Annotated in this window: 19 protein-coding genes and 1 tRNA gene; 10 read left to right on the forward strand and 10 right to left on the reverse strand. The window is 57.1% G+C overall.

Annotated elements, in window-relative coordinates; all coding sequences use genetic code 11:
• Nucleotides 1–3 precede the first annotated feature (3 nt).
• Together ACXM2N_RS00350 and ACXM2N_RS00355 are read right to left on the reverse strand one after the other, a co-directional pair.
• Nucleotides 4–471: an FHA domain-containing protein FhaB/FipA gene (locus ACXM2N_RS00350; RefSeq protein WP_458488942.1), complete on the reverse strand. Its 468-nt coding sequence runs from the start codon at nt 469–471 to the stop codon at nt 4–6.
• A gap of 11 nt (nt 472–482) precedes the next feature.
• Nucleotides 483–1,361 carry a DUF3662 and FHA domain-containing protein gene (locus ACXM2N_RS00355; RefSeq protein WP_458488944.1) on the reverse strand — a complete coding sequence of 293 codons (879 nt, stop codon included), beginning with the start codon at nt 1,359–1,361 and terminating at the stop codon, nt 483–485.
• 327 nt (nt 1,362–1,688) lie between these two features.
• Here ACXM2N_RS00355 and ACXM2N_RS00360 point away from each other — a divergent pair.
• Nucleotides 1,689–1,775 (forward strand) — tRNA-Leu (locus ACXM2N_RS00360).
• A 278-nt stretch (nt 1,776–2,053) separates the two neighbouring features.
• Here ACXM2N_RS00360 and ACXM2N_RS00365 read toward each other — a convergent pair.
• From ACXM2N_RS00365 to ACXM2N_RS00375, 3 genes are read right to left on the reverse strand one after another with little or no spacing between them, the layout of a single operon-like run.
• Nucleotides 2,054–2,821 (reverse strand): glycosyltransferase family 2 protein, encoded by a 768-nt coding sequence (locus ACXM2N_RS00365; protein ID WP_458488946.1) that lies wholly within the window; start codon nt 2,819–2,821, stop codon nt 2,054–2,056.
• 11 nt (nt 2,822–2,832) lie between these two features.
• The gene (locus ACXM2N_RS00370; protein WP_458488948.1) at nt 2,833–3,819 is read right to left on the reverse strand and encodes a glycosyltransferase; all 987 of its coding nucleotides are present in this window, start codon (nt 3,817–3,819) and stop codon (nt 2,833–2,835) included.
• 2 nt (nt 3,820–3,821) lie between these two features.
• Complete coding sequence (locus tag ACXM2N_RS00375) at nt 3,822–5,816, reverse strand: glycosyltransferase (RefSeq protein ID WP_458488950.1); 1,995 nt, start codon at nt 5,814–5,816, stop codon at nt 3,822–3,824.
• 68 nt (nt 5,817–5,884) lie between these two features.
• Between ACXM2N_RS00375 and ACXM2N_RS00380 the strand changes: the two genes are divergently transcribed.
• Both ACXM2N_RS00380 and ACXM2N_RS00385 read left to right on the forward strand, forming a co-directional pair.
• Nucleotides 5,885–6,772, forward strand: coding sequence for a WcbI family polysaccharide biosynthesis putative acetyltransferase (locus ACXM2N_RS00380; RefSeq protein ID WP_458488952.1), 888 nt, complete (start codon nt 5,885–5,887; stop codon nt 6,770–6,772).
• The gene (locus ACXM2N_RS00385; RefSeq protein ID WP_458488954.1) at nt 6,769–8,853 is read left to right on the forward strand and encodes a glycosyltransferase; all 2,085 of its coding nucleotides are present in this window, start codon (nt 6,769–6,771) and stop codon (nt 8,851–8,853) included. The genes ACXM2N_RS00380 and ACXM2N_RS00385 overlap by 4 nt, the downstream gene beginning before the upstream one ends.
• A 79-nt stretch (nt 8,854–8,932) precedes the next feature.
• Here the strand turns inward: ACXM2N_RS00385 and ACXM2N_RS00390 are convergent, their stop codons facing one another.
• The 3 genes from ACXM2N_RS00390 to ACXM2N_RS00400 form a co-directional block, all read right to left on the reverse strand.
• A complete protein-coding gene (locus tag ACXM2N_RS00390; protein WP_458488956.1) occupies nt 8,933–9,886 on the reverse strand; it encodes an N-acetyltransferase family protein in 954 nt (317 codons plus the stop codon).
• 388 nt (nt 9,887–10,274) lie between these two features.
• Nucleotides 10,275–11,234 carry a DUF932 domain-containing protein gene (locus ACXM2N_RS00395; protein ID WP_458488958.1) on the reverse strand — a complete coding sequence of 320 codons (960 nt, stop codon included), beginning with the start codon at nt 11,232–11,234 and terminating at the stop codon, nt 10,275–10,277.
• A gap of 305 nt (nt 11,235–11,539) precedes the next feature.
• On the reverse strand, nt 11,540–12,865 hold the full coding sequence (locus tag ACXM2N_RS00400) for a M20/M25/M40 family metallo-hydrolase (protein ID WP_458488960.1): 1,326 nt from the start codon (nt 12,863–12,865) through the stop codon (nt 11,540–11,542).
• A gap of 31 nt (nt 12,866–12,896) precedes the next feature.
• On the opposite strand from ACXM2N_RS00400, the gene ACXM2N_RS00405 reads away from it, so the two are divergent.
• The 6 genes from ACXM2N_RS00405 to ACXM2N_RS00430 all read left to right on the forward strand — a co-directional run bounded on the left by ACXM2N_RS00405 (nt 12,897) and on the right by ACXM2N_RS00430 (nt 20,749).
• Complete coding sequence (locus tag ACXM2N_RS00405; protein ID WP_458488962.1) at nt 12,897–13,826, forward strand: Sir2 family NAD-dependent protein deacetylase; 930 nt, start codon at nt 12,897–12,899, stop codon at nt 13,824–13,826.
• A gap of 237 nt (nt 13,827–14,063) precedes the next feature.
• Complete coding sequence (gene amn, locus ACXM2N_RS00410) at nt 14,064–15,494, forward strand: AMP nucleosidase (RefSeq protein ID WP_458488964.1); 1,431 nt, start codon at nt 14,064–14,066, stop codon at nt 15,492–15,494.
• Between the two features lie 86 nt (nt 15,495–15,580).
• On the forward strand, nt 15,581–16,969 hold the full coding sequence (locus ACXM2N_RS00415) for a cell wall-binding repeat-containing protein (RefSeq protein WP_458488966.1): 1,389 nt from the start codon (nt 15,581–15,583) through the stop codon (nt 16,967–16,969).
• 146 nt (nt 16,970–17,115) lie between these two features.
• Complete coding sequence (locus ACXM2N_RS00420) at nt 17,116–18,579, forward strand: plasmid pRiA4b ORF-3 family protein (protein ID WP_458488968.1); 1,464 nt, start codon at nt 17,116–17,118, stop codon at nt 18,577–18,579.
• Nucleotides 18,580–18,627: 48 nt separating this feature from the next.
• Nucleotides 18,628–20,103: a SulP family inorganic anion transporter gene (locus ACXM2N_RS00425; RefSeq protein WP_458491164.1), complete on the forward strand. Its 1,476-nt coding sequence runs from the start codon at nt 18,628–18,630 to the stop codon at nt 20,101–20,103.
• Nucleotides 20,104–20,194: 91 nt separating this feature from the next.
• Entirely contained in the window at nt 20,195–20,749 is a 555-nt protein-coding gene (locus tag ACXM2N_RS00430; RefSeq protein ID WP_458488970.1) for a gamma carbonic anhydrase family protein, read from the forward strand.
• A 91-nt stretch (nt 20,750–20,840) separates the two neighbouring features.
• Here ACXM2N_RS00430 and ACXM2N_RS00435 read toward each other — a convergent pair whose 3' ends face one another.
• Together ACXM2N_RS00435 and ACXM2N_RS00440 are read right to left on the reverse strand one after the other, a co-directional pair.
• Nucleotides 20,841–21,833 carry an ROK family protein gene (locus tag ACXM2N_RS00435; RefSeq protein WP_458488972.1) on the reverse strand — a complete coding sequence of 331 codons (993 nt, stop codon included), beginning with the start codon at nt 21,831–21,833 and terminating at the stop codon, nt 20,841–20,843.
• Nucleotides 21,834–21,904: 71 nt separating this feature from the next.
• Nucleotides 21,905–23,191, reverse strand: coding sequence for an MFS transporter (locus tag ACXM2N_RS00440; protein ID WP_458488974.1), 1,287 nt, complete (start codon nt 23,189–23,191; stop codon nt 21,905–21,907).
• Nucleotides 23,192–23,233: 42 nt separating this feature from the next.
• On the opposite strand from ACXM2N_RS00440, the gene ACXM2N_RS00445 reads away from it, so the two are divergent.
• Nucleotides 23,234–24,289, forward strand: coding sequence for a TIGR00730 family Rossman fold protein (locus ACXM2N_RS00445; protein ID WP_458488976.1), 1,056 nt, complete (start codon nt 23,234–23,236; stop codon nt 24,287–24,289).
• The last annotated feature ends 37 nt before the right edge of the window (nt 24,290–24,326 follow it).

The raw sequence follows: 24,326 nt of genomic DNA on the forward strand, positions 1-24,326 counted from the left end.
GCTTTAGGGAACCAACCTCACCGTTGTGCGACCAATCTTGATATCACTACCGGCGGAGACTTTCTCCGGCTGGTCGATACGATAACCAGATACGTACGTGCCGTTGCGGGAATCCAGATCCTCCACAACCCAATCATTGCCACGCCTGAGAAGGCGAGCGTGCCTGCCGGACGCGTAATCATCGCCGACCGTGAAGGTGCAGTCTGTGGCACGCCCCATCACAATCTCTGTGAGATTGCCCAGTTCCATACGGGAACCGGTGAGGGGGCCATCAATGATCTCAATAGATTGCGGTACTCCGCCCTTTTTGGCGGCTGGTGGTACGTATGTTTCTACCAACGCGCCCTGTGGGGCACTGCCACCGGCAGCGGTTTTCACATCCTTGCGGATGGAATTCATGATGAACAAAATGAACAGCCACAGCAGCACCAAAATGGCGATACGAAGGCCAAACATCAGCGCGGATTCCATAGTGTTTCCTCCTATGCCTGGCCTTGTGGCCGATGAACAATTCGGACTTCGATATTTGAGTGACCAACAGTGATAACGTCACCATCAGCTAGAAGCCAGTTATCAATAGGCATATCGTTGACCGACGTGCCGTTAGTGGACTGCAAATCTACCAAGATGGCCTCCTGGCCGTTGAAGGTGATCTCCGCATGCTCACGGGAGACACCCGTATCTGGCAGACGGAAATCCACGTCATTGGAACGGCCAATAATGTTGGAGCCTTCTTCCACTCTGAACGTGCGGGAAGAACCATCCTGCAGAAGCAGGCTTACCGACGCCACCGGCGCTGCCTCATCCGGCGTGGACTCGGCCGAAACGGGCTGTGCGGACGAGGCCTCGAACACCTCAGTGGAGGCCGGTGCCTCAGTGGTGGGTGATTCTGCTGGCGCCGGCTTACGCTGCGCGCGCAACTCAGGGTAGTCCTTGGCCAGTTTGCTCAGGCCCACAAAGCCGCACCGGCCGGAGGCGTTGGCATCTGAGGACGTCTTTGCCCGCAGCTGGCCGGTGCGCAGGGATTCATCCACGCCAATGCGGATGGTCATTGGGCCAGCGCACTTCCATCCCTGATTGCGCTCGTAGCGCATGAGCTGATCAGCGAAATCTTCCGCCAATGTTGGGTGATTGGTGGATAGATTGACTGCATCTTTAGCGGATACGTGAACTTGGAACACGTTAGGCGCTTCAATACCGCCCTCATAGGTGCGAACGAGGTTATCTTCGGCTTCCTGTTTGAGGAGCTCCTCAATCTCGGCCGGAACTACGCGACCGCCAAAGACGAAGGCGAAGCTATTGTCCAGGCCACGCTGCATAGCACTGTCCAACTTTGCGATTTTTCCCATGAATGAAGCCATGGTTACCTCGACCTCCTTACTCGGCACAACCGCCGCATTACTTATCCTTATAAACTCTCCGCGAAACCGACATGTTCCGCAACAATTAGGAAGAAATAAATACGCCAGCGTGTGGGATTACTTAAAGCATGCACTCACGTAATTCGTTGCACAATAGTTACACTTGTGTTCACAGTATAGGTGCTCAAACTGCCAAATCGTGATTTCCAAGCTTCGCATCTCCAGCATTTCTTCCCTCAAAACGGCCCTGTGCTGCTAATTTGACCAATACCGCGTAGGCTGTGCTATGTTTATCTGGTCGAACACACAAGTTGTGTTGCGTCACCTGCCCAGGTGGCGGAATTGGCAGACGCGCTGGCTTCAGGTGCCAGTGTTCGCAAGGACGTGGGGGTTCAAGTCCCCCCCTGGGCACCACATAGATCCCGCTCATCATCACGATGAGCGGGATTTCTTGCGTTCGGGGTACCGAGCTTATAGGGCGGCAAGTGAGTGCGGAACGCAGTTACCTTCTGACCTGCTATTTAATAGTGGCCTGAATGCAACAAGTGGGGCTGCCAGGGTGTTGCTTTACCCGACTATTAAAACTGTCTGGGATGGCAGCCGCCTTTCATCGTGCGCGTTACTGCGTACTGGTATGTCAGCTGTTCGTGAGTTGGTGCGCTGGCAAGAGAAACTCTGAGCATGGCGCGGATCTAGCTAAGCTCCCATCCGCTCGGCCCCATGGTGATGGCACCGTCACGCGCGAACTCATCGAGCCAACCGTGCATAGGCCACGTGCCCCACTTCGTGTGCAGGTAGTTGGCGTTCTTTACAATGTCCTCCAGGTGTTCCCATGGCGGGGAGGAAACTGGGTGCCAGCGGTGGTAGGCGTGGGCGCCCGCAAGCCAGCGCAGTTCAATACCATGCTTGCGCATCATCCATGAGAAGTCCGTGTCCTCACCACCGTAGCCGGTTAAGCGTTCATCAAAACCACCGAACGTGATGCGAATATGTTGCCACGTCTGTGCCGTGAGGGCGAAGTTGAGGGACCAGAACACATCGTAGTGCCCAGTAAGTGTCTCACCAGGCGCGGGCAGCGGCCGAGCCGGATGTGGATTATCAATCAGGGCGGTCTGATTTTCCTTTAAGTAGGTCACTGGTCCTGTTACCACCGAATGAGGGAATTGGGTGAGAGCAAGGACGTAGGAGTCAACAAGATCTGGGGCGGGAACGCAGTCCGCATCCAAGAATATGATCACGCCATCAGTGTTATCCGCTTGGGCTGCGGCCCAGTCACCAGCCTTGTTTCGGGCTTGGGCTAGGTGAAGCCCATCTAGTGTGGCGATGCGTGTGACTCCACCTAGCTCCGGCACGTTGGCATCTAATGCAACTAGCCCGTGGGCAGTGCCATCAAGGTAAGAATGCTGCGATTCGACTCGGCTGGCGCGCGCACAATTTGCGAGGGTGACAACAATGGCCATGGGTGCTCCTCTTAATACGCCGTGTTAAGGGCATTGTTGATGATAACGTCTGCCGCGCGGGCGGCGGCGTGGGCGGTGTTCCACTGGGACCAGTCTGGGTTCATTGTCGCTGCCTTAGCCACTACCTCATCCCATTGATCCTGGCTGAGTTCCTCATCCACCACCCACGCCAGACCTAGGTTGCGAAGGGCCCGCGCGGTGGCATGCTGCTCGTTAAAGGCGCGATCCTGCGGAATCACAATGACAGGCTTGTTTACTGACGCAATGTCCGCGATCGAATTCTGGCCAGAGGCCGTGACGATCACATCGGCAGAAGCAAGATAGTCCAACGGATTATCAACATGATTGTCACCACCGAGGTACAACCAGTCCGCGCGGTTGGGAAGACGGTTTGTTCCGCCACGACCAGACATCACCACAACATGTGGGCGGGTGGTAGGCTCGCACACTTGCGTAGCTGTGCCTTTAGGTTTCCATTCCAACGTTCCTCCCTGTGCGAATCTGGAAATGCCGCCTACGCAGTGCAGCTTGTCCTGCCAACGAGAAAGGTGCGCCGGAACATCGACAACCGCTGGCCATGCGGCAATCAAGGCGCTAGCCTGCTGATACCCCAACTGGTGAGGCGGGTCAGGGCGCTCACCGGGCATGGCAATCGTCACCACTGGCACGCCCAATAACCTAACGAACAGGGCTACTTCCACAGAACAGTCCACATAGAATACGGCGGGCCGGTGCTCAGCCACCCACGCCGCGATGGTTGCCATGCGATCAGTCATCCCCTGCACACCGAGCGGTGCCCAGTGGATGCTTCCATGAGCGGTAGGATCAGGCCCCTCCGGGAGGTCCATCGGTAGGATTACGTCCGCCTTCTCAGCAGAACTTAAGATTGTCACCCTTGCGCCGCGTTTTTCCAGGTGATGCGCTATTTCTGTGCAGCGTTGAATGTGGCCTGCACCTTGGTGGTGGGCATACATGCCCACGGTGAGTTGGTTGCTCATGGTCACCTTCTAAAGAAATTGATGTAGGAGTCGACGAAGTTCTTGCGGCCGAACTTCTTCCGCGCCCACCGAGCCACCTCGAATGGGTCGAGAGCCAAGGCGTTGCGAATAGCTTGGGGAAGCTCACTCGGATCCTCAGCTAGCAGCTGTGGGTAATCAGAGAGATTCTCTACCACTCCACCGCGGGCGAGCGCAGCCACGGGCGTGCCGCTGGCCATCGCCTCAATAACCACCAAGCCAAACGGTTCCTCCCATTGCGGGGTGACCAAGCAGACGCCAGCGTTGCGGACAATCTTTGTTAACTCGTCTTGTGAGCATTCTCCCACCATGGTGATGTCTGTGCCTAGGCGGGGTTCCACCTCCGTGGCGTAATAATCTGGGTTGCCCACGCGCCCAGCTACGGTCAGCTCAAGCCCCGCGGCGCGGGCGGCGTCGATAGCAAGATGCAATCCTTTCTCCGGCACGATCCGGCCAAACCAAATAGCGCCTTCGCCACGAGCAGGACGCCACAAGCGTTCATCGAAAGTATTGGGAATCACCACCGGCGGGGTAGGAAGCGTCCAAGAACTGCCGGTAGATGCGCTGACTGCGGCGAACTTGCCAGGATGATCGCTTGCGTTGATGGCATCCTCCACGTCCTGAAGAGGTGGTGTGTGCAACGTGGTACGCAGTGTGGTGTGAGACGGGAGGACCTCAGTAGTTTTAAACAGCTCTGGGTGCAGGCTGTTATTAAAGATCACGTCATAATCAGACGTGGCCAGGTGTTTCACCAAGCGCACGAAAGATTCATCTTCTTTATCGCGCTCACCTGGCGGGTAAGTGTGATCCGTGCGCTCGCCTTCGTGCCCAGTCCAGTCCACGCCTGGGAATTCATACTCCTTTACGTGCCCTTCGCTACCTTGCGCGGCGTACAGATCAACGCGGTGGCCGTACACGGTGAAAGCGCGCCGGGCCTGATCGCAGAATGACTCCAATCCTCCCGCATACGGCTGCATGATAGGAAAGCGCGCTGGTGCAATAAGGGCGATGGACAACTTGGCGGCAGCAAGCTTTGAGTACACCGCCTCGTGCTGTGCGCGAACGTGCGCTAACTGCTCTAGTCTGTCGCCGTGGAAGGGCACTCTTCCTTGCGACGCCGCAATGGCTTCAGCGCAGGAGGAGCCATCGCCTGTGCGGTACACACGCACGGCGTGTGGTGTATCCGCCTGATCAACGTAGCAACCACAATCTGGGACGATGACCGAAACCCCAAGGTCGCGGCACATCTCCAACCACCCTGAATGAGTGCCCCTGAGGTATGGCAGGACAACGGTGTCACATGAAGCTACCTCAGTAAACAGTGCATCATCGTCAAAGGGTTCGTGGAGAACTAGATCCACGTTGTCTAGTTCTGCGAGGGCAACAATGGTTTCGGATTGTGCCTGATCCTGGTGGGCATACACGGTAACTGGCCCTAGGGCCTTGTAAAACTCCACATCGCGCACGGCATTGGTGCGCAAGGATTTCAGGAATACCCCCACCTTGTGTTCCCGTGGCGGTGGGGACGTTGGTGCCCAGTCAGTGGGGACGATGTGGGGATGCGGAGTGACCTCAGCGTAGACGCCGTATTCGCGCAGGAGGTGCTCCTGGGCCATCGAGGTGAGGGTAAAGACGTGGGCAGCAGCGCCCAGCAGAATCTCTAGCTGCTTGTGGTAGTTCGTCTGATCCTCAAGGTGCGGATTGTCCAGATCGTGAACCGTAAGCACCAAGGGAACTGTCAAGAGCTTCAAAACTTCAGTAAAAGCCTCCGTTTGCTGGAGGCTCAAATGCTCGAATCCGAAGTGAACGTGGACTACGTTCACTGGGCGCTCGTTAGCGTGCCACCATGATGGCTCAAGGCACGGGTGGGGCCAGAACGGTTGGCCCATGGGAACAGGATCCCATGACTGTGGGGCAACTGCTTCAACATAGGGGTGCTGCGCAGGAATTGCCATTATTGATTCGATGGTCGATCCCATAGAATCACTCTAACCTCTATCGATTAATGATTCATAAAGCCGTTATTTTTCCCAGAAAGTGGGGACAATTGTCTCGTACGCAGCATTATGGAGTTTTCTACCGGGTTGTAGATTTCACGCCGGATGATAGCAAGCCAACGATTGCCGTCATCGGCAACTGTCAGGCCGAATCACTCAGGATCGTTCTCCACGCCTCAGGCCACTTCAACTCATTCCGAATCCCGCCCATTCACGAGTGGGAGAATGCTGATTACGACTACGCGAAAGCGGTCCTTGGTAGAACGGATATTCTCATCAGTCAGCCAGTGCGTGACGATTACCGGGGCCTGCCTTGTGGAGTTGATCAGCTAGCCACCTTGCTGCCCACATCCGCCCGCGTGGTGAAGGTCCCCGTTTTGCGATTCAGTGCGCTCAACCCTTACTACGCAATTGTGCGGCCATTAGACCCACCAGTGGTTCCGTACCATGACCTGCGCACGGTTGCTGCGGTGGCAGGTATCCCGCAGGTCAATGAACCGGATTGGTGCGGGTGCTTTGACCACAACGTCCTGCAGATGGCGCAGCGAGAGAAAGCGCACGACACCGTTGTCATGTCTGACTGGCTAGAAACAGTCCCTGTCTGGCACACCTTGAACCATCCGGATAATGCCACCCTGCAAACGTTAGGTAATCGGGTACTGGCAGCACTGAATCTTGGTGACGGTGAACACGGAGCTGCCCGTGCGCCGGAGGACAGGGAAATGCTGGGGCACCTGCGTACACCAATCCTGCCCGAGGCAGCGAGCGCACTGGGCTGTGATGTCGTTCGCGAGGCGTGGACGCAGGGAGGAGAAGTTCTTCCGGACGACGTGATCTCACAGGCTCATCGCGAGTTTTACGCAACCAACCCGGAACTGGTTACCAACGCTGTGAACCGCCATGGTGATCTGCTGAGCCTATTGGGGTTGGCGGTATGAGCACGTTTACTCATCTCATTGTGGGTCCGGATAATCATGGCGTGGTGGAATACGCCCTAGCGCTGCATGCCCACACGGGCGGGCCGTTGGTGCGGGTGGAAAACTGGCGCGAGCTGGATGAAGCCACCAGCGACATCCTGAGTGACGCGGCTAATCTTCACGTCTGCTTCACCGATCATCTCTTTGGTGAGAACCCTAACGACGCCGTGGAGAGGGTGCTTGCGCTGGGTAGTGGCAAGCGGCTGAGCGTGTCTTTCCATGACGTGCCACAGCGCGAAGAGGGCGAGGAGCGATTCAAGGCTCGTTCCGCTGCGTACCAGCGCTTAGCGTCCAAGGCGTGGGTGCCGGTGGTGAATTCACAACACGAGGCGGCCTTTTTTGATTGCCCTACCGCGGTCATTCGATTGCCCCTCGTTCCTGCTCATGGGGTGGACTTTGTGGCCCAAACGGATCGTCGCGAGGTGTGCATCATGGGCTTTGTCTATCCCGGCAAAGGCCATGCTGACCTGCTGCGAGCCACGGATGGTCTTGACGTACGGGTAACGGCGCTGGGCGGTGTCTCCTCTGGATGCGACTGGCTGGTGGATGAGCTTCACCAGATCGCGCGGGAAGTACGCACTGACTTTGACATCACTGGTTTCTTGCCGGTGGAGGAGCTGGAACAGCGGATGCTGAACTCTGGCATCCCAGTGTGCGCGCATCGCCATTTCTCCGCTTCGGGATCGCTGATGAAGTGGATTTCTTTGGGGCGTCGCGTGCTCGTGGCGGACAGCAGTTACTCACGAGAGTTGGCGCAGCTGTGGCCTGAATTCATCACGCTGGTCAAGCCTAACCGGTGGGCCGAGGCCTTGGCCTCGGTGCCAGCTGACTTCTGCGAACCCCTCGAGCCCCCGAGCAACTGGCTTTGGCCGGATGTGGCCGCCGCCTACGAGCGGGCGTGGCGGTTGCCATCTGTGAGTGTGGTGATTCCGTACTACAAGGATCAAGGATCTCTGGATCGTGTCCTCGCTGCTATTCAGCAGCAGGATTATCCTGGTGAGATTGAGTGCATTGTGGCCGACGACGGCTCACCTGAGCCACCGGTGGTGGATACGGCGGCCGTCACCGTGGTCAGGCAGGAGGATTTAGGCTTCCGTGCTGCGGCTGCCCGCAATCTTGGCGCGGCCCACGCCCATGGCGAGGTGCTGGTGTTCCTAGATGGTGACACCATCCCGGAGCCGGATTACATCCTTAATGCGGTGCGTGTCCCCACGTTCTCACCACGCGCTGTGGTGGTGGGTAAGCGTATTCACGGAACCGCTAATGGCACCCAGCCGCAGTGGTTAGAGGACGCCTATGCCGCCACGGCGAATTTGGCGCATGCCGACGATTACTCGTGGCGCTTCATTATCTCCGCCGTGCTCACGTGCAGTACTGACTTCTTCCACAGCATCGGTGGTTTTGACGCCACCATGGTGGGCTATGGCGGCGAGGACTGGGAGTTTGCGTGGCGAGCTTGGAACAGCGGTGCCATTTTCCACCACGAGCCTACGGCTGTGGCGGTTCATCCGGAACCCGATTTCGGTGCGCGCGAGGCTGACCCAGTTCAGCGGGTACAGGCAAAAAACCACGAGTCGCGGGCACTAGCCCAGCGCATCACACACCCCAAGGCCCGCCCAGATGGTGTGATCTTTGCAGTTCCTGACGTAGTGGTCAAAATCCCTGGTGGTTTAGACGCGGACGTAGCAGAGTTGCTGGCGCTGAAGTGGCTCGCGCTGGGAAGTGACGTCCACGTGGTGGGCGTTGAATCTGAGCTCTTGTTGCAAGATCCCCGCGCGCATACAGAGAGCGCGCCAACCGGTGCGCGTTTCACGGTGACACTGCATGAGGCGGTGGTAGCGCATGACCTCAGTCAGATGTACGCAGCGGAGACCCGTGGGGGACACGTGCGCATCATAAGCGACGGTGGCCACGTAGTGGCCACGATTATCTCCCGCCGAGGCCGAGCTCTCGGTGCTTACCCGGAGGACTGGGCGCCCAGCACCGCGTGGGAAACAGTGGAGAAGCCCGCCAGCTTGGAGCGGTATTTCGCAGGCTGGTAAGGATACAGGGGCTGACAGAAGTGCCACGTCATCTGGTATCGCCGATGGGCAGGGGTTTTCCCTACCATTAGTGGCACATTTACAGCCTCAGTTGCCAGCTGGTTTCAAGGGCCACGGGCTTCATTCCGAGCTTCTCATTGATGGCCAGCATGCCAGTGTTGGTTAGGGCATTAAAAGTGCTTACCCGTTCAACGGTTGGGAACCCTCTTGAAAGCTCCTGCCACAGGGCTTGTTTGACCAGCATGCCTAAGCCCCTGCCTCGTGCACGGCGGTGGACAACGGTTAGTTCCTGCTGCGCGCACTGCGGGGCACGCGGATCGATCGTGAGGAAACTGAATGCGGCGACACCGGAATCGTCGATAAGCAGCATGTTGAGGCAGGTTTTGCCGGTGCGCGCGTGGTGTGCTGCGGCTTCATCAAGACGCTCGCGGGTCCACTCGGCGGCTTCGTGTTCCACGGCCGACGGCACGTCCACATCCGCGATGGCCATGATTTCAAGGAAGGAATCCACGTACTCCTCTGGTGGGATGAAGCCCTCGAAACTTATGGCTTTGATGCCGTCTGGCAGCCTCAGCTGAGTGGTTTCGGGTACGTGCAGGATCGACATCTGCTCCGTACTGCCCAGCTCAAAGCCAGCCTCGCGCAGCGCATGGCTACGCGGGTCATCATCAATTCCGTCGGCAGCCATCACCATCCACACGCTCAAGATATTGCGGTTGCGGAGCTCGCACAACTGCTTCATCTTTTCCAGAAGTGCAGTGAACACGGCTTGGTTAAAGCCGTCAACGAAGGTGAACAACGCCACTGCTGTGTGTTTGTCCTCGGTGAGCGGGAAGCCCATTCGGCCAAAACCGCGAAACCCCAGATCGGTCTCGTCATCCTGCGCGCGTACGGTGCCCTCCTCATCGCTGCACACCAGCATGAGGTTTTCCCGAGTGCTGGTGGGTCGCTGGGGATTGAGTGCATGCGACGTGGATTGGTTGAAATCCTGTGTGCCCGTGACCTGCTCAAGGCGGGTATTCTCGGCCCTCATGAATGCCCTGACGGCCCGCGACGGCTGGGTATTTTCCTCCAAATGTGGAGGGGCAATGCGGGAGACGTGCACACAACCACCGCCTTTCAGTAACTGCGATTCCAAGGTGGATTCGGCTCTGCACACCACATCCGCCCGTGATGTGCTTCACACGGTTTTCACTGTAGTCGCGGACACACATGCGCGTACCGCTTTCACTGCGCTACCTCGTCCTCGCGAGGGGTGATCGGGAGCAAGAATCCCCCGACGCGATGAGGGTGGGGCCACACACAAGAACTAGAGGCAACGGAGTGAGATCAGGTTCTCTTAGGCGTCGGCATGGTGGGTAGACCCCGAGGTCACGCACGCCAACACTGAACCAGGGCACCAGGTGAGGTGCTTTCCAGTACTACGCGGTGAGTAGTTCCAAGGTGCGCCTGCCAATCCCAGCATTGTCAGGCGTGATGAAGTTACGTTTCGCCCTACCCAATTCACCGGTACGTGACGGACGGAAGTATTGCTCCCACTCCAGTACCGTCTGGAGCGCACCCCACGCGGTATCGCGGCCTTCCTCCTGGGTTTCAGCGGTAGAGAACAAGGTGATCAGTTCATGGTGGCGATTGCGCCATTTGGTGATCGCCTGTTCACTCGCACCATGCAGCGGTTCTGGGAAGACACTCTTCATGAGGGTGATGAACTCACGCTTGCTCATGTGTGTGGTGATGAGTGAATCCGCGTACGCGGCGAATTCCTTGGCTGCGGCGAAGGAATACTTCAAGGCATGTTGTGCCATCTCAACACGCTGGTTGGCGCGCCGGGTGTGTTTAATGCTCCACTTGGAGAATGTAGAGGTCAGGAGCTGGCCATTGGTGCAGGCAAGACGAGATCCTTGGATTTCGCAGGTGATGGATCCTGATCCGGAGTGGTCTGTCGTGAGGACTAGGCCGAAGTCCACGGCATCGTGCCCGCCCACGTAGACCTTGGCCTCAGGAATATCCATGGTGATGAAGGCCTTGCGGCCGTGGTCTAGTTCACCGGCATAGGCGAACCTAGCGCCAAGGGACGTGGCGGCGTCGGCAAGCGCGAAGGATTCGGCATTGCCTAGGGAGGCGTACTGAGTACCCACAACGCCGAGCGTGGTTTTGTTGTCACTGCGCACCAGCAGCTTGCGGCCGGGAATGGACGTAGACACGAGATCTTCGCCGTTGTTGATGAATAGGTTTGTGGCAGGGATTTCCTCGATTTCCCAGTCAAGATTTGCCTGGGTGAGCGCATCCTCTACCGAGTTGCAATGGGAGATGTCTGTGCCGAACGCTGCGGCGAACGGCTCGCGGGAGGTGTGCTGGTTCAGTGGGTTAATAGCGGACATGGGTTTCTCCTTCAAGAAATGGTGAAGCTCTTGAAGCGCAAAGGTGGCTTGGCCTTGACTCTGCAGTATTGGAAGTCCGCATTCAATAGGGCCTGGGGAATCGGCCGTTTCTGTGGATAACTGGCTGCGCCACGAAAAAATTATCCACAAGTAGGTGCACGCCCTAAAAAGCTCCCGCACCAACTGCGGTGCGGGAGCGACGATGGTTTCCTGCTAGTGGCGAATGTCCTGCTGTGCTAGGAACTGGCTGGCTAGCAATGTTGGTTTGGCTCTAATGAACGTAGAGTGCCCAGTTGTGGCTGGCGCTAGAACAAGAACCGCTCAACAAGGCGCATGTATCCCTTCACTGTGAGCTCGAGGTCTTCCAAATGAAGGTACTCATCATGGGAGTGAAGCTGACCGTGCACGTGGCCCAGCGTGCGTGCTGGAGCGTGTACCGCAAAACCATAACCTGCCCCACCTAGGCGGCGCGCAAAGCGCAGGTCAGAACCGCCTGGTGCGATCATGGGCACAACATCAGCCGTAGGGAACTGCTCCTTGAGCGTTGCTGAAAGAGCCTCATACAGCGGATGCTCGGTAGGGGAGACGGTGGCTTCCTCACAGATGAGGTGCTCAATTTCATGGTCGATTCCCTCCAGCGCCTTGGTAAGGAGGGCGTCCACGTAGTCATCGTCTTGGCCCGGCAGAGTACGTATGTCCATCTCTAACCACGCATGGGATGGGAGCACATTGATGGCCTGCCCTGCGCGGATGACGGTCTGGGCGATGGTGAGATGGCTGATGGCGTCAGCAAAACCCGCCAACTCACCTAGGGGCGCGGTGTCAGCGCCAGCGATGAGCGCCTTTTCAGTTTCATCGTCAAAGCGGAATGCCTTGATGAAACCTTTCCATATGTCAGAGTCAGTGACCTCGGGCGTGATCGAGGCAATGCGACGGGCAACCTCGCCGATCTTCGCTACCGCTGAGTCCTTGTTGTATGGTGCGGAGCCGTGGCCGGCGTCGCCGTAGACATGGATGCGGCGTTGGGCAGCGCCCTTTTCGCCCACGTAGATAATGACGGAGTCAGAGCCATCATGGCCGGGGATGTGGGAGCCACCGGTCTCTGAGATGCAGTTCTTCCAGCTGATCGCATCGGGCTGGTTGTCCATGAGCCACTTCGCGCCCAAGGTGCCGCGGGATTCTTCGTCTGCAAGTCCCACAAAAGTAACAGTGCCCTTGTTGCCGCCACGGCGGGCAACCTCACGGGTGACTGCGGCCATGGTGGCGGTGAGAAAGAGCATGTCCACGCTGCCACGGCCGTAGAGCTTTCCGTCTTCAATGTGGGCATCGAAGGGTGGCTTTGTCCACTTGTCCTCATCAACTGGCACCACATCTGTGTGCCCCAAGAAAGTTAGTGGCTCGGCTGTAGGATCACTGCCCTCAACGGTGATTGCAATGCTGGTGCGCCCTGGCTCCGGCTCAAAGCGCTGGATTCTTACATTTTCATGAGCAAAGAACTGCTCCACAGTGTCTGCATTGCGCACCTCTTGGCCGGACCCTGGGGTGTAATCATTAACGCAGGCGTTGCGCATGAGTGCAGTAAGTAGCTCAAGGGTGTCCTTGTATAGCTGGTTTGAGGAAGCGTTCGTCATGACATTCAAGCTTATAACTACAATCGCGGGCATGGACGATCCAGCAATCAAGATGGCACATGAATCCGCGTTGCGCTCTATTGCACGCGTGGTGCATGAGACCACTGAACACACGCCGCCCCGGCAAGCGCTTGCCAGGGTGGTGGATCAGCTGCGCGCTGGCGGAGTCCTCTTTGTTACCGGTGCCGGGGTGAGCACTGATTCCGGCATTCCTGATTATCGCGGCGCCAATGGTTCCCTGACTCGGCATCGTCCAATGACATATCAGGAGTTCAAGCATGACCCCGCAGCGCTTCATAGGTATTGGGCCCGCAGTTTTGTGGGGTGGCGGCACATGGATGAGGCGTCCCCCAATTCGATTCACCACGCTATCGCATCCTTTGAATCGGCGGGTCACGTGATGGGTGTGATTACACAGAACGTGGATGGACTACACCAGCAGGCAGGGAGCAAGAATGTGCTTGCCATCCACGGTGATCTGGCAACGGTGGTGTGCCTTGATTGCGGCCATCATTTAGATCGTCGGAAGTTTGATGAACTCATTGAAGCCGTCAATCCGGGTTATGTGGAGTCCATTGAACTGGATCCAGCCCAGGTCAATCCTGATGGTGACGTCACGCTGCATGATCATCAGATCCAAGGGTTTCAGCTCGCCGGCTGCCCAGTGTGCGGATCCCTGCGCATGAAGCCGAACGTTGTTTACTTTGGGGAGCCGGTACCAGCGGAAAGCAAGCAGCGCATGGTGTGGATGCTTGATCAGTCGCGCAGCGTGATAGTTGCCGGTAGCTCGCTTGCGGTGATGAGCGGCATGCGCATCGTGATTGATGCCAAGAAACAGGGCAAACAGGTGTCGGTGATTAACGGCGGACCTGGGCGCGCCGACAGTCGCGTGGATACGCTCTGGCGCACGGATCTGGCCACCGCCATGGCGGCAATTCACAAGGAACTTTCCGCTCAGTAGCTGGTCGTAGCGATTTAAAGAAGAATAAACAACGATATATACGGTCTGTGGCTCGCGGTTGCCCTAGTGGGTTAACGTGGGTGGTGCGGATTGGTCTCAGATGGCCATCACAGCCGCTGCTTTGGGGCAAGCCCGCCCGATCCAGGTAGTTGCTCTGCACGGCGGCACCACCACCATTAAGATTGGCGCAAACACACCAACTAACCCCCGGATCGTCCACGGGGAAGAGGGGCGCGCATGTCAGTTCACCGTCGTACAGATGTTTCCACCACTGTTTCCCATGCGGTTGATCAGCTCATTGATATCTATGAATCATCCACCCAGTTGGCGCGTGAGGTGATGGAATCAGGGGAGTACCCCAAGTATGAGAACGTGGTGTATCCCAAGCTCACGGTAGAAATCAAAAGCTGGAAGCCGATTGACCGTAATGAGCCGTTTGGTTACGTGGAGGATGCGGGGAGGTACTCCGCGGTGTTGTCTAGGCCTCGCATGATGCAGGGCTATCTCCGCGGCCAGTTGGAGCGTTTGGCTAACAACTATGAGTGCGAGATCACGGTGGAACCGTCCGATGTGCGCATCCCGCCGGAGTACATCAGCGACATTGACGGCATATCAGAAGTGCGCCGTTCCGGTGATGTGGGTGACGTGGTGCCACGGCCAACACTGGATGACGTGGACGATGCCATCATTGACGGTGAGTGGGATGCCTTCCATCAGGCAGAAAAGCCACTTTTCCACTTCACCCCGCAGCGCTTTGATATTGCATGCGCCCGCATCGAGCACTACACCGGAATTCCGGTTGAAAACGTGCAGCGCTTCATTCTTTTCACCAACTACTCCATGCACACCACTGAGTTCATTCAGTATTGCCTTGACCAGCTGCGCACGGAGGGCAGCCGCTATTCCGCGATGGTGCTGGGCAATGGGCGCAAAATTACCCGTGAGAATGCCCAGCATATAGATGAGCATGAACTTGCTGTGGCAGATAACTACCAAATGCCCCGCATTGATCTTCTGGCGGAGGAGCAGACCGGCATCACCATGATCAACATCGGGGTGGGCCCGTCCAACGCGAAAACAATCACAGACTGTTTGGCGGTCTTGCGCCCAGAGGCGTGGGTCATGATTGGCCACTGCGCGGGCCTAGACGGGCGCATGCGCATGGGAGATTTGATCCTTGGAAACGCCTACCAGCGCGGTGACCACATCCTGGAGGATCGCGTCTCTTTAGGTACGCCAATTCCTGCGGTTCCGGAGATCCAGAAGGCGCTGGAGGCTAGCGTGAAGGATATCTACGGGGAGGATCTTTCCCTGATGCGCACTGGCACGGTGCTCACTACCGATGATCGCAATTGGGAGTGGCACAGCCCTAAGAATTTGTGGGAGATGCTGCGCGGTTCCACTGCGGCAGCGTGTGACATGGAATCGGCTACGTTGGCGGCCAATGGTTACCGCTACCGCGTGCCATATGGCTCCCTACTCGCTGTGTCTGACTTGCCTCTGCATGCTGTTCCCAAGCTTCCTGCTGCTGCGCAGACCTTCTACGCCAATTCCAAGCAGGCGCATGTGATGTGTGCGGTGCGTGCGATGGAGCGTTTGGCGCAGGACCCGCAGAGGCTGCGCACTAGGAAGTTGCGCCGCACCATTGCGGAGGTTCCATTTAGGTAACGAAATGCAGGGTGACCCACAGTTTTAGCCGTGCAGCGGATAGGGTGGGTAACTGATTTTATTGCTCAAATTTTTAAGGTGTTTGTGTGAAGAAGAAACTGCTGGCTGCTGTACTAAGCGCATCATTGGGCGCGTCTGTGCTCGTGGCGTGTGGCGATAATAATGGTTCCGATGGCTCGGCTGAACAGGGGTACACTCTCAGCGCCTCGCAGCTGCTGGATAACCCAACCGATGAGTTCTTCGCGGATTCCAACGCAGCAGTGGTGGCCTCTAAGGAGCGCGCGTGGGATGGCGCCAAATTGGCCGTTGAGCGCGGCGTTCCACTGATCGTGGGACAGGCACCGGAGGGAATAGACCTTACCTCCGACGATGTCTCTGACCTGACCACCGGCGCTCCCGAGGAGCCAGCACCGAAGGACATCGCGGCGGCTATCGCCGCGCTTCCGTTGCCGGAAGGCGCGGAGAACCCTGCCAATTCCGTGAACGCTGTGGCAACGGCTACTACCGACGTCGCCAAGCTGGCAACGGCCCGTGCGGCCGGTGCGGAGATTGAGATCCTGCCGGTGGCGGATCCACGAGCATCCAAGAAGGTCATGGCCGGTGAGAACGTGGTGGCACTGGGTGAGGAGTTTGGTACCCAGGAGGAGTTCGACTCCATGGTGGAGATGGCATCGTGGGGTGAGGTTGCCGGAGGCGGCGGACTGGTGTTCCCCGGCAAGCGCATGATCGCGCTGTACGGCCACCCATCTGGTCCAGCGCTGGGAGCCATGGGCGAGCAACCACCGGCGGAAGCCGTCAAGCGCGTACAGGGCCTGGTGGAGCAGTACCAGCAGCTTGAGCAGCTGCCTGTCATTCCGGCATTCGAGATCATTACCACCGTGGCCGCTGTAGAGCCGGGCCCTGATGGCAACTACTCGAACGAGACCGCCATCGAGGACATCAAACCTTACGTCGATGCGATTACGCAGGCCGGTGGTTACGCCGTGCTGGACCTGCAGCCGGGAACGGGCAAGTTTATTGACCAGGCAAAGATGTACGCACCTTTGCTGGAGAACCCAAATGTTGGCCTCGCGCTGGATCCAGAGTGGCAAATCCAGCCGGGCGAGACCCCAGCAGCACGCGTGGGTAACACCACGGCTCAGGAAATCAATGAAGTCTCTGAGTGGCTGGCCGGGTTTGTTCGGGAAAAGCAGATTCCTCAGAAGATGCTCATCCTGCACCAGTTCCAGGTCCAGATGATCCGTGATCGCGAACAGCTCAACGTGGATCATCCAGAGCTTGCCATTGTCTTGCACGCGGACGGCCATGGTGCGGCGGAGCAGAAGTTCGATACGTGGAATGTTCTCAAGCAGGGCCTGCAGCCGGAGATTTTCCTCGCCTGGAAGAACTTCATTGATGAGGACATGCCGATGTTCGATCCGAAGCGAACCTACGAGACTGTTGATCCTCGTCCGTGGTTCGTTTCCTACCAGTAACCCCAAAACGCCCCGTCAGAGTAACAAATCTGGCGGGGCGCTCTCATAGGCAGACATGGATTGGCCTTATGCAATAGTGATGTATCAGTTGCCTGAATTTGCTTAAAAACGTTCATGAAGTAAGTAATCTTGGCACTATGCCATCCATGACTATTCACGCCACTTTGCTCGGTGCACACGAGCACATTGAGCGTGTCATGGAGATCCCAGAACGTGCCACGGTGTACGGATTGCATAAAACAATCCAAGCTGCGTTCGCTTGGACTGATACGCACCTCCACTATTTTGCTAGCTCCACAGGTGTGAATTTTGGTGGCCCGGGCGCTGAGGGGGCAGTACCGGAAACCGGATACACTATCCGTGACGTGCTGCCTCAGGTTGGTTCGGAAGCTACTTATTTCTACGACATGGGGGATAGCTGGGAAGTAAGCCTGAAGGTACTCGCCGATGGCGGCCGCAAGCGCAAGTACGCCAAGCTACAAAGTGGTGTCGGGGCGGCGCCGTTTGATGATGTGGGCGGAACCGAAGGGTGGAAGAAGGTCACGTCTGTGGCTCACCGCATGTTGCTCGAACAGCAACTGGAATTGACTGGGCAAGAGCAGGAAATCCGCACCATCCTATTGAGCCTTGGGCCTGAGCGCCAAGTATGTCGGTGGATCACTACCTTTAATCCGGAGGCTACCGCACGAAGGGTTGCCAAAGTGGACATCTTTAGCGAGCAGGGAAGTGCTTCACGCGCTGGTGAGGTTACCCAGACTCACTCCAGCTCTTCCCTCACCGGAAGTTTTCCCTCGGCTAGGAGCAGCGGCCATCGCTTATCCCTAGAAAAGATGGATGAGCTGCGCGCCACCAACGCTACTGCTTTGGAGTGCATTGCGCAGATCATCAACGTTCCCGAGCTCACAGAGATGATCGAGGTACTCAAGGACGCCCCGGAAGGGGATTTTGACCAGTACGAACTTGCTGAGTTTGCCACCCCGCTCTTCGATTTCCTGGCTTATGTGGATGATGAGATGCAAGGCGTAGATTGCCAGGAGCACGTCATCAACCATTTGGAAGAATTCGCCGTCATCTTTGACCTTGATGCCACAGATCCTCGGTTGCACCTCACCGTCAATGAGATCTTCGTGGGCATGATGAAGATGGACTTGGTGGAAATCGTGGACGAAACCACGGTGGAGCTCACCAAGCAGGGGCTGAGGATATTGGCCAGCCAGGAAGACGCCAAGTTGGTGGACTATCTGATTGAGAAGTGCCCGGTGGCTAACGGCACACACATCCTCATTCCTCTAGTGGACATTCTTGTGCTGTTGATGCCCGGCACCATCGCACGCTTGGCAGTGGAATATGAGCTCGATGAAGTAGAGCTGCGCTCCAAGTTGATGGCTGCGGCAGTCTTGACCGCTGAGCCGTATACCACCGATGCCATAGCCACCATGGATGAGGCACTGAGTGTGCATAACACCATTCTCAACATCACTGGCATGTTGATGGAAAACCCATTGGATCCCGGCGGGCCGCCGATCATCTTGTCTGGGGCGCAGAAGTTCTTTATTAAGACGCTCAAGCGCATGGACCCAGAGCGCCTGTTGCGCTGTGACTGGCAGTGACCGTAGATTCTTCACGGTAAAACAAATCTTTTCCCTTGGAGAACTACGCTGAGTACACCAATTTCTGAGCCTGCAGCACCCATCGGTGTAGTGGAGTCTTTCCGCTTCGCCTTCTCATCTCTCACGCGATTGCGCAAGGAAGTGCTATCCGGACTTGTTGTTGGATTGGCCCTGATCCCAGAGGCTATCTCCTTCGCAATCGTGGCGGGCCTGGACCCTCGCGTTGGCCTGTACACCGCCATCGTCATGGCCGTGACCATTTCCTTTACGGGTGGCCGCCCAGCCATGATTTCCGCGGCCACGGGCGCGGTAGCTCTGGTGATTGCGCCAGTGACGGAACTGTATGGGCAAGATTATGTGGTGGCTACCGTTCTTCTTGCCGGAATCTTCCAGATACTCATGGCGTTCCTAGGCGTGGCCAAACTCATGCGCTTTATCCCCCGCAGTGTGATGGTGGGATTCATTAACTCCTTAGCCGCGTTGATCCTTATCGCCCAGTTTGAGCACGTGGTCAATGTGCCATGGCTCGTGTACCCGCTCGTGGTTGCCGGAATCATCATGATCATCGCGTGGCAGAGGCTTACCCACGTTATTCCGGCGCCGCTGATTGTCATTGTGGTGATCACCGCGCTCGCGTGGGTCTTCAACTGGAACGTTCCTACTGTGGGGGATCAGGGTGAACTGCCTGATACGTTGCCTGAGCTCCTGATTCCGCAGGTGCCGTACACCCTTGAAACGCTGGAGAAGATCGCACCTTTCGCGTTCACGGTGGCGCTGGTTGGACTGATGGAATCCCTGCTCACCGCGAAGCTAGTGGATGACATCACGGATACCCACTCCAACAAAACCCGTGAAGCCGCAGGCCAAGGTATTGCAAACATCCTGACCAGCTTCATTGGCGGAATGGGCGGCTGCGCCATCATCGGCCAAACCATGATCAATGTCCAGCAGGCTCGTACTCGACTGTCCACGCTTTTAGCTGGCGTGTTCCTGTTTGCCCTGTCTTATGGCCTGGGCGAGATTGTGGGGCATATTCCCATGGCTGCATTGGTGGCCGTCATGATCATGGTGTTTTACGCCAGCTTTGACTGGCACTCCATTAAGCCATCTACTCTCAAGGCAATGCCGCTGAGTGAGACTCTGGTGATGGTTGTGACCTTCTTAGGAACCGTGATCACTCATAACCTAGCCATTGGCGTGGGTCTTGGTGTGCTCACCGCCATGGTGGCGTTCGCTCGACGCGTATCCCATATGGTGAATGTGGAAAAGCAATCTGAGGGCCACTACACGGTCACTGGCCAGCTGTTCTGGGCCTCCAGCAACGATCTGGTTTACTTCTTTGACTATGACGACGCAGTTGACACCGTCACCATTGATCTCACAGCCGCTGAGATCTGGGATGCCAGCTCCGTGGCTACCTTCAGTGCCATCGAACGCAAGTATGCTGCCCGTGGGACAAGGGTGGATATCATTGGCCTTGATGGTGCTAGTAAGCAAAGATTGGATAGGCTCCGCCACCTCTAAAGGTCACGGTTGAGGCCAAGTCCCAACGGGCTTGGCCAACCTAGGCACCGGTTGTTGATAACCTGAAAGCAACGTTTCTTGGAGGTTTTCTATGACTGGTCCACTTATCTTGCCGTTTAATGGCAAGACCCCACGCATTCACGCATCCGCGTACATCGCGCCCAATGCCACCATCATCGGTGATGTTGAAATCGGCGAAGACTCATCCGTCTTTTATGGCTGTGTTTTGCGCGGCGATGTAGGCCCGATCCGGGTGGGCAAGCGCACCAACATCCAGGACAATTCCGTGCTTCATGTAGACCGCGATGCCCCATGCACGCTGGGCGATGACGTTACCGTGGGGCATATGGCACTGGTGCATGGCTCCACCGTGGGCAATGGAGTTCTGGTGGGCATGCACTCCGCCGTGCTGTCGCGTTCCGTTATTGGGGAGGGCTCCCTGATTGCTGCTGGTGCTGTGGTACTTGAGGGTCAGGAGATTCCCGCCAAGTCTCTTGCAGCCGGCGTTCCGGCCAAGGTTCGCCGGGAGCTTTCCGACGAACAATCAGGATCTTTCATCCCTCACGCAGCTCGGTACGTTCAGACTGCTGCCGGCCAGGCTTCGCCTGAGCAGGCACTGAGCCTCGATGAGGTTCGCTTCAGCTAAAAATAGGAACAAAAATGCCAACCATCGGTTACCCAACCTCCAAGAGGTAAGGGCCTAGCTGATGGTTGGCATTTGCTGATCGCAGTGTGGACTAGCTGGAAGCGGAGATACGCTTAGCCAGCCCCAGCGGATCAGTGATCAGGCGGTCAAGGGCAACGGCGCGGGCTGCCGCGCGTGCGTTGTCCAGGTGTGTTGGGATCACGCGGATTTCGGCGTCGCGATGACGCGACGAACGCAGCGCGAGGCCCACGCTGCGGGCGTCGGTGGAGCTTGCGAAGGCAGACCCAGCCAAAACTATGGTGTGTGGGTTGGTGCCGTTAGCAATCTGTACCGCTACCTGACCAAGGGTGGTGTTGGCGGTCAGCTCTGGAACGTCCAGTGCGGTGACCCCAGAGGGGGTCATCACCGCTGCACCGTTGGAGTCATCCACATAGAAGAGCATGACAGTCTTCTCCGCCTCGGGGGACTGTAGCTGCTGCTCGGCGCCCGCAATCGCGGTAATCACGCTTGAGACCGTGATAGGAACAGAGAAGCGCGAGCGTAGGTAGGAGGCCAAATCAACGCGTTCCCAACCAAGGTTGGCGGCCGTGACCTGGCCGTCCTTATTGATTTTTCCGGAAGCGGTGATTCCCACGTTAGCCATGGGTAGGTTGGTGGCCGCTACCAAGGAATTCACCGGTGGCGTGATCGCGTTGATGAACTCTGCAGGCGTCATGTTCTTTGGCGCCACGTCAATGAACTGTTCGCGCAAAACCTGGCCACGGGTGTTGTAGGCGCCCACGTAGGTGGAGTTAGTGCCTACCGCAATGCCCACGTGAGCCCATGGGGATTGCTCCAGTTCCAGTGGGATAGTTGGGCGCCCTGGGCCGGTGGGGGCAGAAAGGTCAGGACGTTCACGCACCAACTTGGCCTCAATGAGGGCTGCGATGGCGCGGGTAACCGTGGGCTGTGACTTGCCCGAAAGTTCTACCAGTACGGACCGAGTGACGGGCTGGCGGAGGCGAATAATGTGCATGCACACTGCTGCCGGGGTGCTAGGCCTAGCAAACGCCGGAGCACTGACAACACTTTGATTGTTATGCATAAAACCCAATTCTAGACACTAGACCGCATTGTCTAAAAAATGGCCCTCACAAACGGGGTTAGGGAGATTTTTCAGACAGCTTGGTCTGTTAGGTGTGTGGCCGTCGCTCGGAACCGCCAGAACTGTGGGGCAAAGGCCAAGCAGGTGAGTGTTCCGAGGATAACGGCTATGCCGCCAAATATGACAACCCATCCGGCCGAGACCCATTCCGCTGCAGCGCCGTGAACAACATCGGCCAATCGTGGCCCACCCACCACTACTACTAGGTACACACCTTGGATACGCCCTTGGAGTTCATCCGTCACGTTTTGTTGGACAATGGCATTACGGGCGACCATCGAAAACATATCTGCAATGCCGCCGAGTACGAGACCTACGATAACGAGCCACGCCCAGTACGTCACCGCGCCGGTGGACATCACGGCGCCAATTCCCGCAAGGATAACGGCGCTGCCCCAGCCCAATACCATCCACACCACAACTTTGCCCTGTTGGACCACACGAGACAGCCAACCGGTGGTGAGGCCACCCAGTACAGCGCCGATGGCGATGGCGGAATACATCATTGACAACATGATGCCGCCGTCAGGTTCACCGAAGTTCACGTGTGAGATTTCCGGGTACAGTGCTCGGGGCATGCCGAACGTCATGGCAATCAGGTCAAGCAGCATGGCGATCAAGATGATCGGCGCTCCCCACAAATATTTCAAGCCTTGGATGACGGATGATGTACCAGCCTTTGAGCCGGGTTCCATCTTGGACGGAATGGCCGGCAAGAGGAACACAGCCGTGAAGGTGGTGAGCATGGACAAGGTGTCAATGGCGTAGAGCCAAGAAAAACCAGTAAAAGGCAGCAAGGCGCCCGCTAAAAGAGGCCCAACAATGGCACCAATCTGCCCCAGCAGCATATTCAAGCTAATGCCCGCGGGCAGCAACCCAAGAGGGAGGATGAAGCGTGTAACGGCAGTGCGCGTGGGCTGGTTCACCGCGAAGAAAGCCTGCTGTAAGGAAAAATTCAGCAGGAGCAGCCACACGTTTTGGTTATTTAACACGGAAAGAATCCAGAATCCCGCGGTGGATGCGATCATTCCGATAGTGGTGATCAGTAGGACTTTCCGTTTATCAAAGGCATCTGCAACAGCGCCGCCGTAGAGGCCAAAAAGCACAAGGGGAATGAAGCCAAAGAGGCCAGTGAGGCCCACGTATGCAGAGGACTGGGTGATGGCGTAGATCTGCGTAGGTACAGCCACCACGGTCAGCTGGGCACCGATAACGGTGACGATGTTGGCCAGCCATAAACGGCGAAACTCCGGAACTTTGAGCGGCCTAGTGTCTGCGAAAACGTCCTTAATGCTCACGGCTAGCACTCTAGCCCACTGCCACTATTACACTCGTGGACTATGAGTGAACTGATCCCCGAATCGCTTGGATTGTCAGTACGAAACATGGAAGCGCAAGACTTAGCGCTTCGAGAATACGCTCTTGTAGATAACGGAAATGGGGCTTCAGGGCCGCATTCCGTGGACGATCTGCGCGCAGATCCCGTTCTGAAAAACTACACAGAGTTTGATTCATCCCGCGGTGACTATGGATTGGTTGTCTCCCATGGCACCCGCGTGGTGGGTACCGCCTTCCTTCAGTTCATGAGAGGCCATGGTTTCGTTGCGGATGACATTCCAGAACTGACGGTCAACGTGCACGCGGACTTCCGTGGGCAGGGTCTTGGCACATTTATGATCAACCGCCTAGCGAACTACGTCCGCGAACAGAGTTGGAGGGGGATGTCCCTGTTTGTAGAACGCGGCAATCCCGCCCGACGTTTGTATGCCCGTCTCAACTTCGTAGCCCAGAATGCACAGGGCACCATGGTTGTGATGCTGAATCCGCGGATTGAATCCGTGGCCGTCTACTGCGGATCAGTATCCGGAGAGCGGGAGGAATATGCCGAGGCTGCGCGGGAGTTGGGCAGGGAACTGGCGCGCCGCAATCTTCGCCTCATCTACGGAGGCGGAAAGCGCGGCTTGATGGGCGAGGTTGCCTCCGCGTGTTTGGCAGAAGGCGGAAAGGTCACTGGCGTGATCCCCGAGGGGTTGGTGGATCTTGAGCTCCTGCACCCAGGTCTTACGGATGTGGAAATTACCAAGAGCATGAGCGAGCGGAAGCTGCGGATGGAGGAGCTGGCGGATGCCTACATTGCGCTTCCTGGTGGTATGGGCACCCTTGAGGAGCTGTTCCAAGTGCTGGTTCGCCAGCAGCTTGGCCCGTACACCGGACCATTCGCTTTCTTTAACGTAGCTGGCTTCTGGACACCCATGATGACTGCTTTGCAGGCAATAGCGAAGGAAGGGTTCATTTGGGAAAGGTACGCTGATGCCCTCATTATGGAGGACACCCTGCCTGCCCTGTTTGAGCGTTTTGATTCCTGGGTTAATCCGGGATTGAAGTGGAAAGAGTGAATTACCCCATATAAAGACGCGGGTAATTGCCAAATGG

Source organism: Corynebacterium sp. ZY180755 (assembly GCF_054331495.1).

Excerpts from the sequence above, each read along its gene's own strand:
- ACXM2N_RS00350 (WP_458488942.1), bottom strand. The coding sequence starts at position 471 with ATGGAATCCGCGCTGATGTTTGGCCTTCGTATCGCCATTTTGGTGCTG.
- ACXM2N_RS00355 (WP_458488944.1), bottom strand. The coding sequence starts at position 1,361 with ATGGCTTCATTCATGGGAAAAATCGCAAAGTTGGACAGTGCTATGCAG.
- ACXM2N_RS00365 (WP_458488946.1), bottom strand. The coding sequence starts at position 2,821 with ATGGCCATTGTTGTCACCCTCGCAAATTGTGCGCGCGCCAGCCGAGTC.
- ACXM2N_RS00370 (WP_458488948.1), bottom strand. The coding sequence starts at position 3,819 with ATGAGCAACCAACTCACCGTGGGCATGTATGCCCACCACCAAGGTGCA.
- ACXM2N_RS00375 (WP_458488950.1), bottom strand. The coding sequence starts at position 5,816 with ATGGGATCGACCATCGAATCAATAATGGCAATTCCTGCGCAGCACCCC.
- ACXM2N_RS00385 (WP_458488954.1), top strand. The coding sequence starts at position 6,769 with ATGAGCACGTTTACTCATCTCATTGTGGGTCCGGATAATCATGGCGTG.
- ACXM2N_RS00390 (WP_458488956.1), bottom strand. The coding sequence starts at position 9,886 with ATGAGGGCCGAGAATACCCGCCTTGAGCAGGTCACGGGCACACAGGAT.
- ACXM2N_RS00395 (WP_458488958.1), bottom strand. The coding sequence starts at position 11,234 with ATGTCCGCTATTAACCCACTGAACCAGCACACCTCCCGCGAGCCGTTC.
- ACXM2N_RS00400 (WP_458488960.1), bottom strand. The coding sequence starts at position 12,865 with ATGACGAACGCTTCCTCAAACCAGCTATACAAGGACACCCTTGAGCTA.
- ACXM2N_RS00405 (WP_458488962.1), top strand. The coding sequence starts at position 12,897 with ATGGACGATCCAGCAATCAAGATGGCACATGAATCCGCGTTGCGCTCT.
- amn (WP_458488964.1), top strand. The coding sequence starts at position 14,064 with ATGTCAGTTCACCGTCGTACAGATGTTTCCACCACTGTTTCCCATGCG.
- ACXM2N_RS00420 (WP_458488968.1), top strand. The coding sequence starts at position 17,116 with ATGACTATTCACGCCACTTTGCTCGGTGCACACGAGCACATTGAGCGT.
- ACXM2N_RS00430 (WP_458488970.1), top strand. The coding sequence starts at position 20,195 with ATGACTGGTCCACTTATCTTGCCGTTTAATGGCAAGACCCCACGCATT.
- ACXM2N_RS00435 (WP_458488972.1), bottom strand. The coding sequence starts at position 21,833 with ATGCATAACAATCAAAGTGTTGTCAGTGCTCCGGCGTTTGCTAGGCCT.
- ACXM2N_RS00445 (WP_458488976.1), top strand. The coding sequence starts at position 23,234 with ATGAGTGAACTGATCCCCGAATCGCTTGGATTGTCAGTACGAAACATG.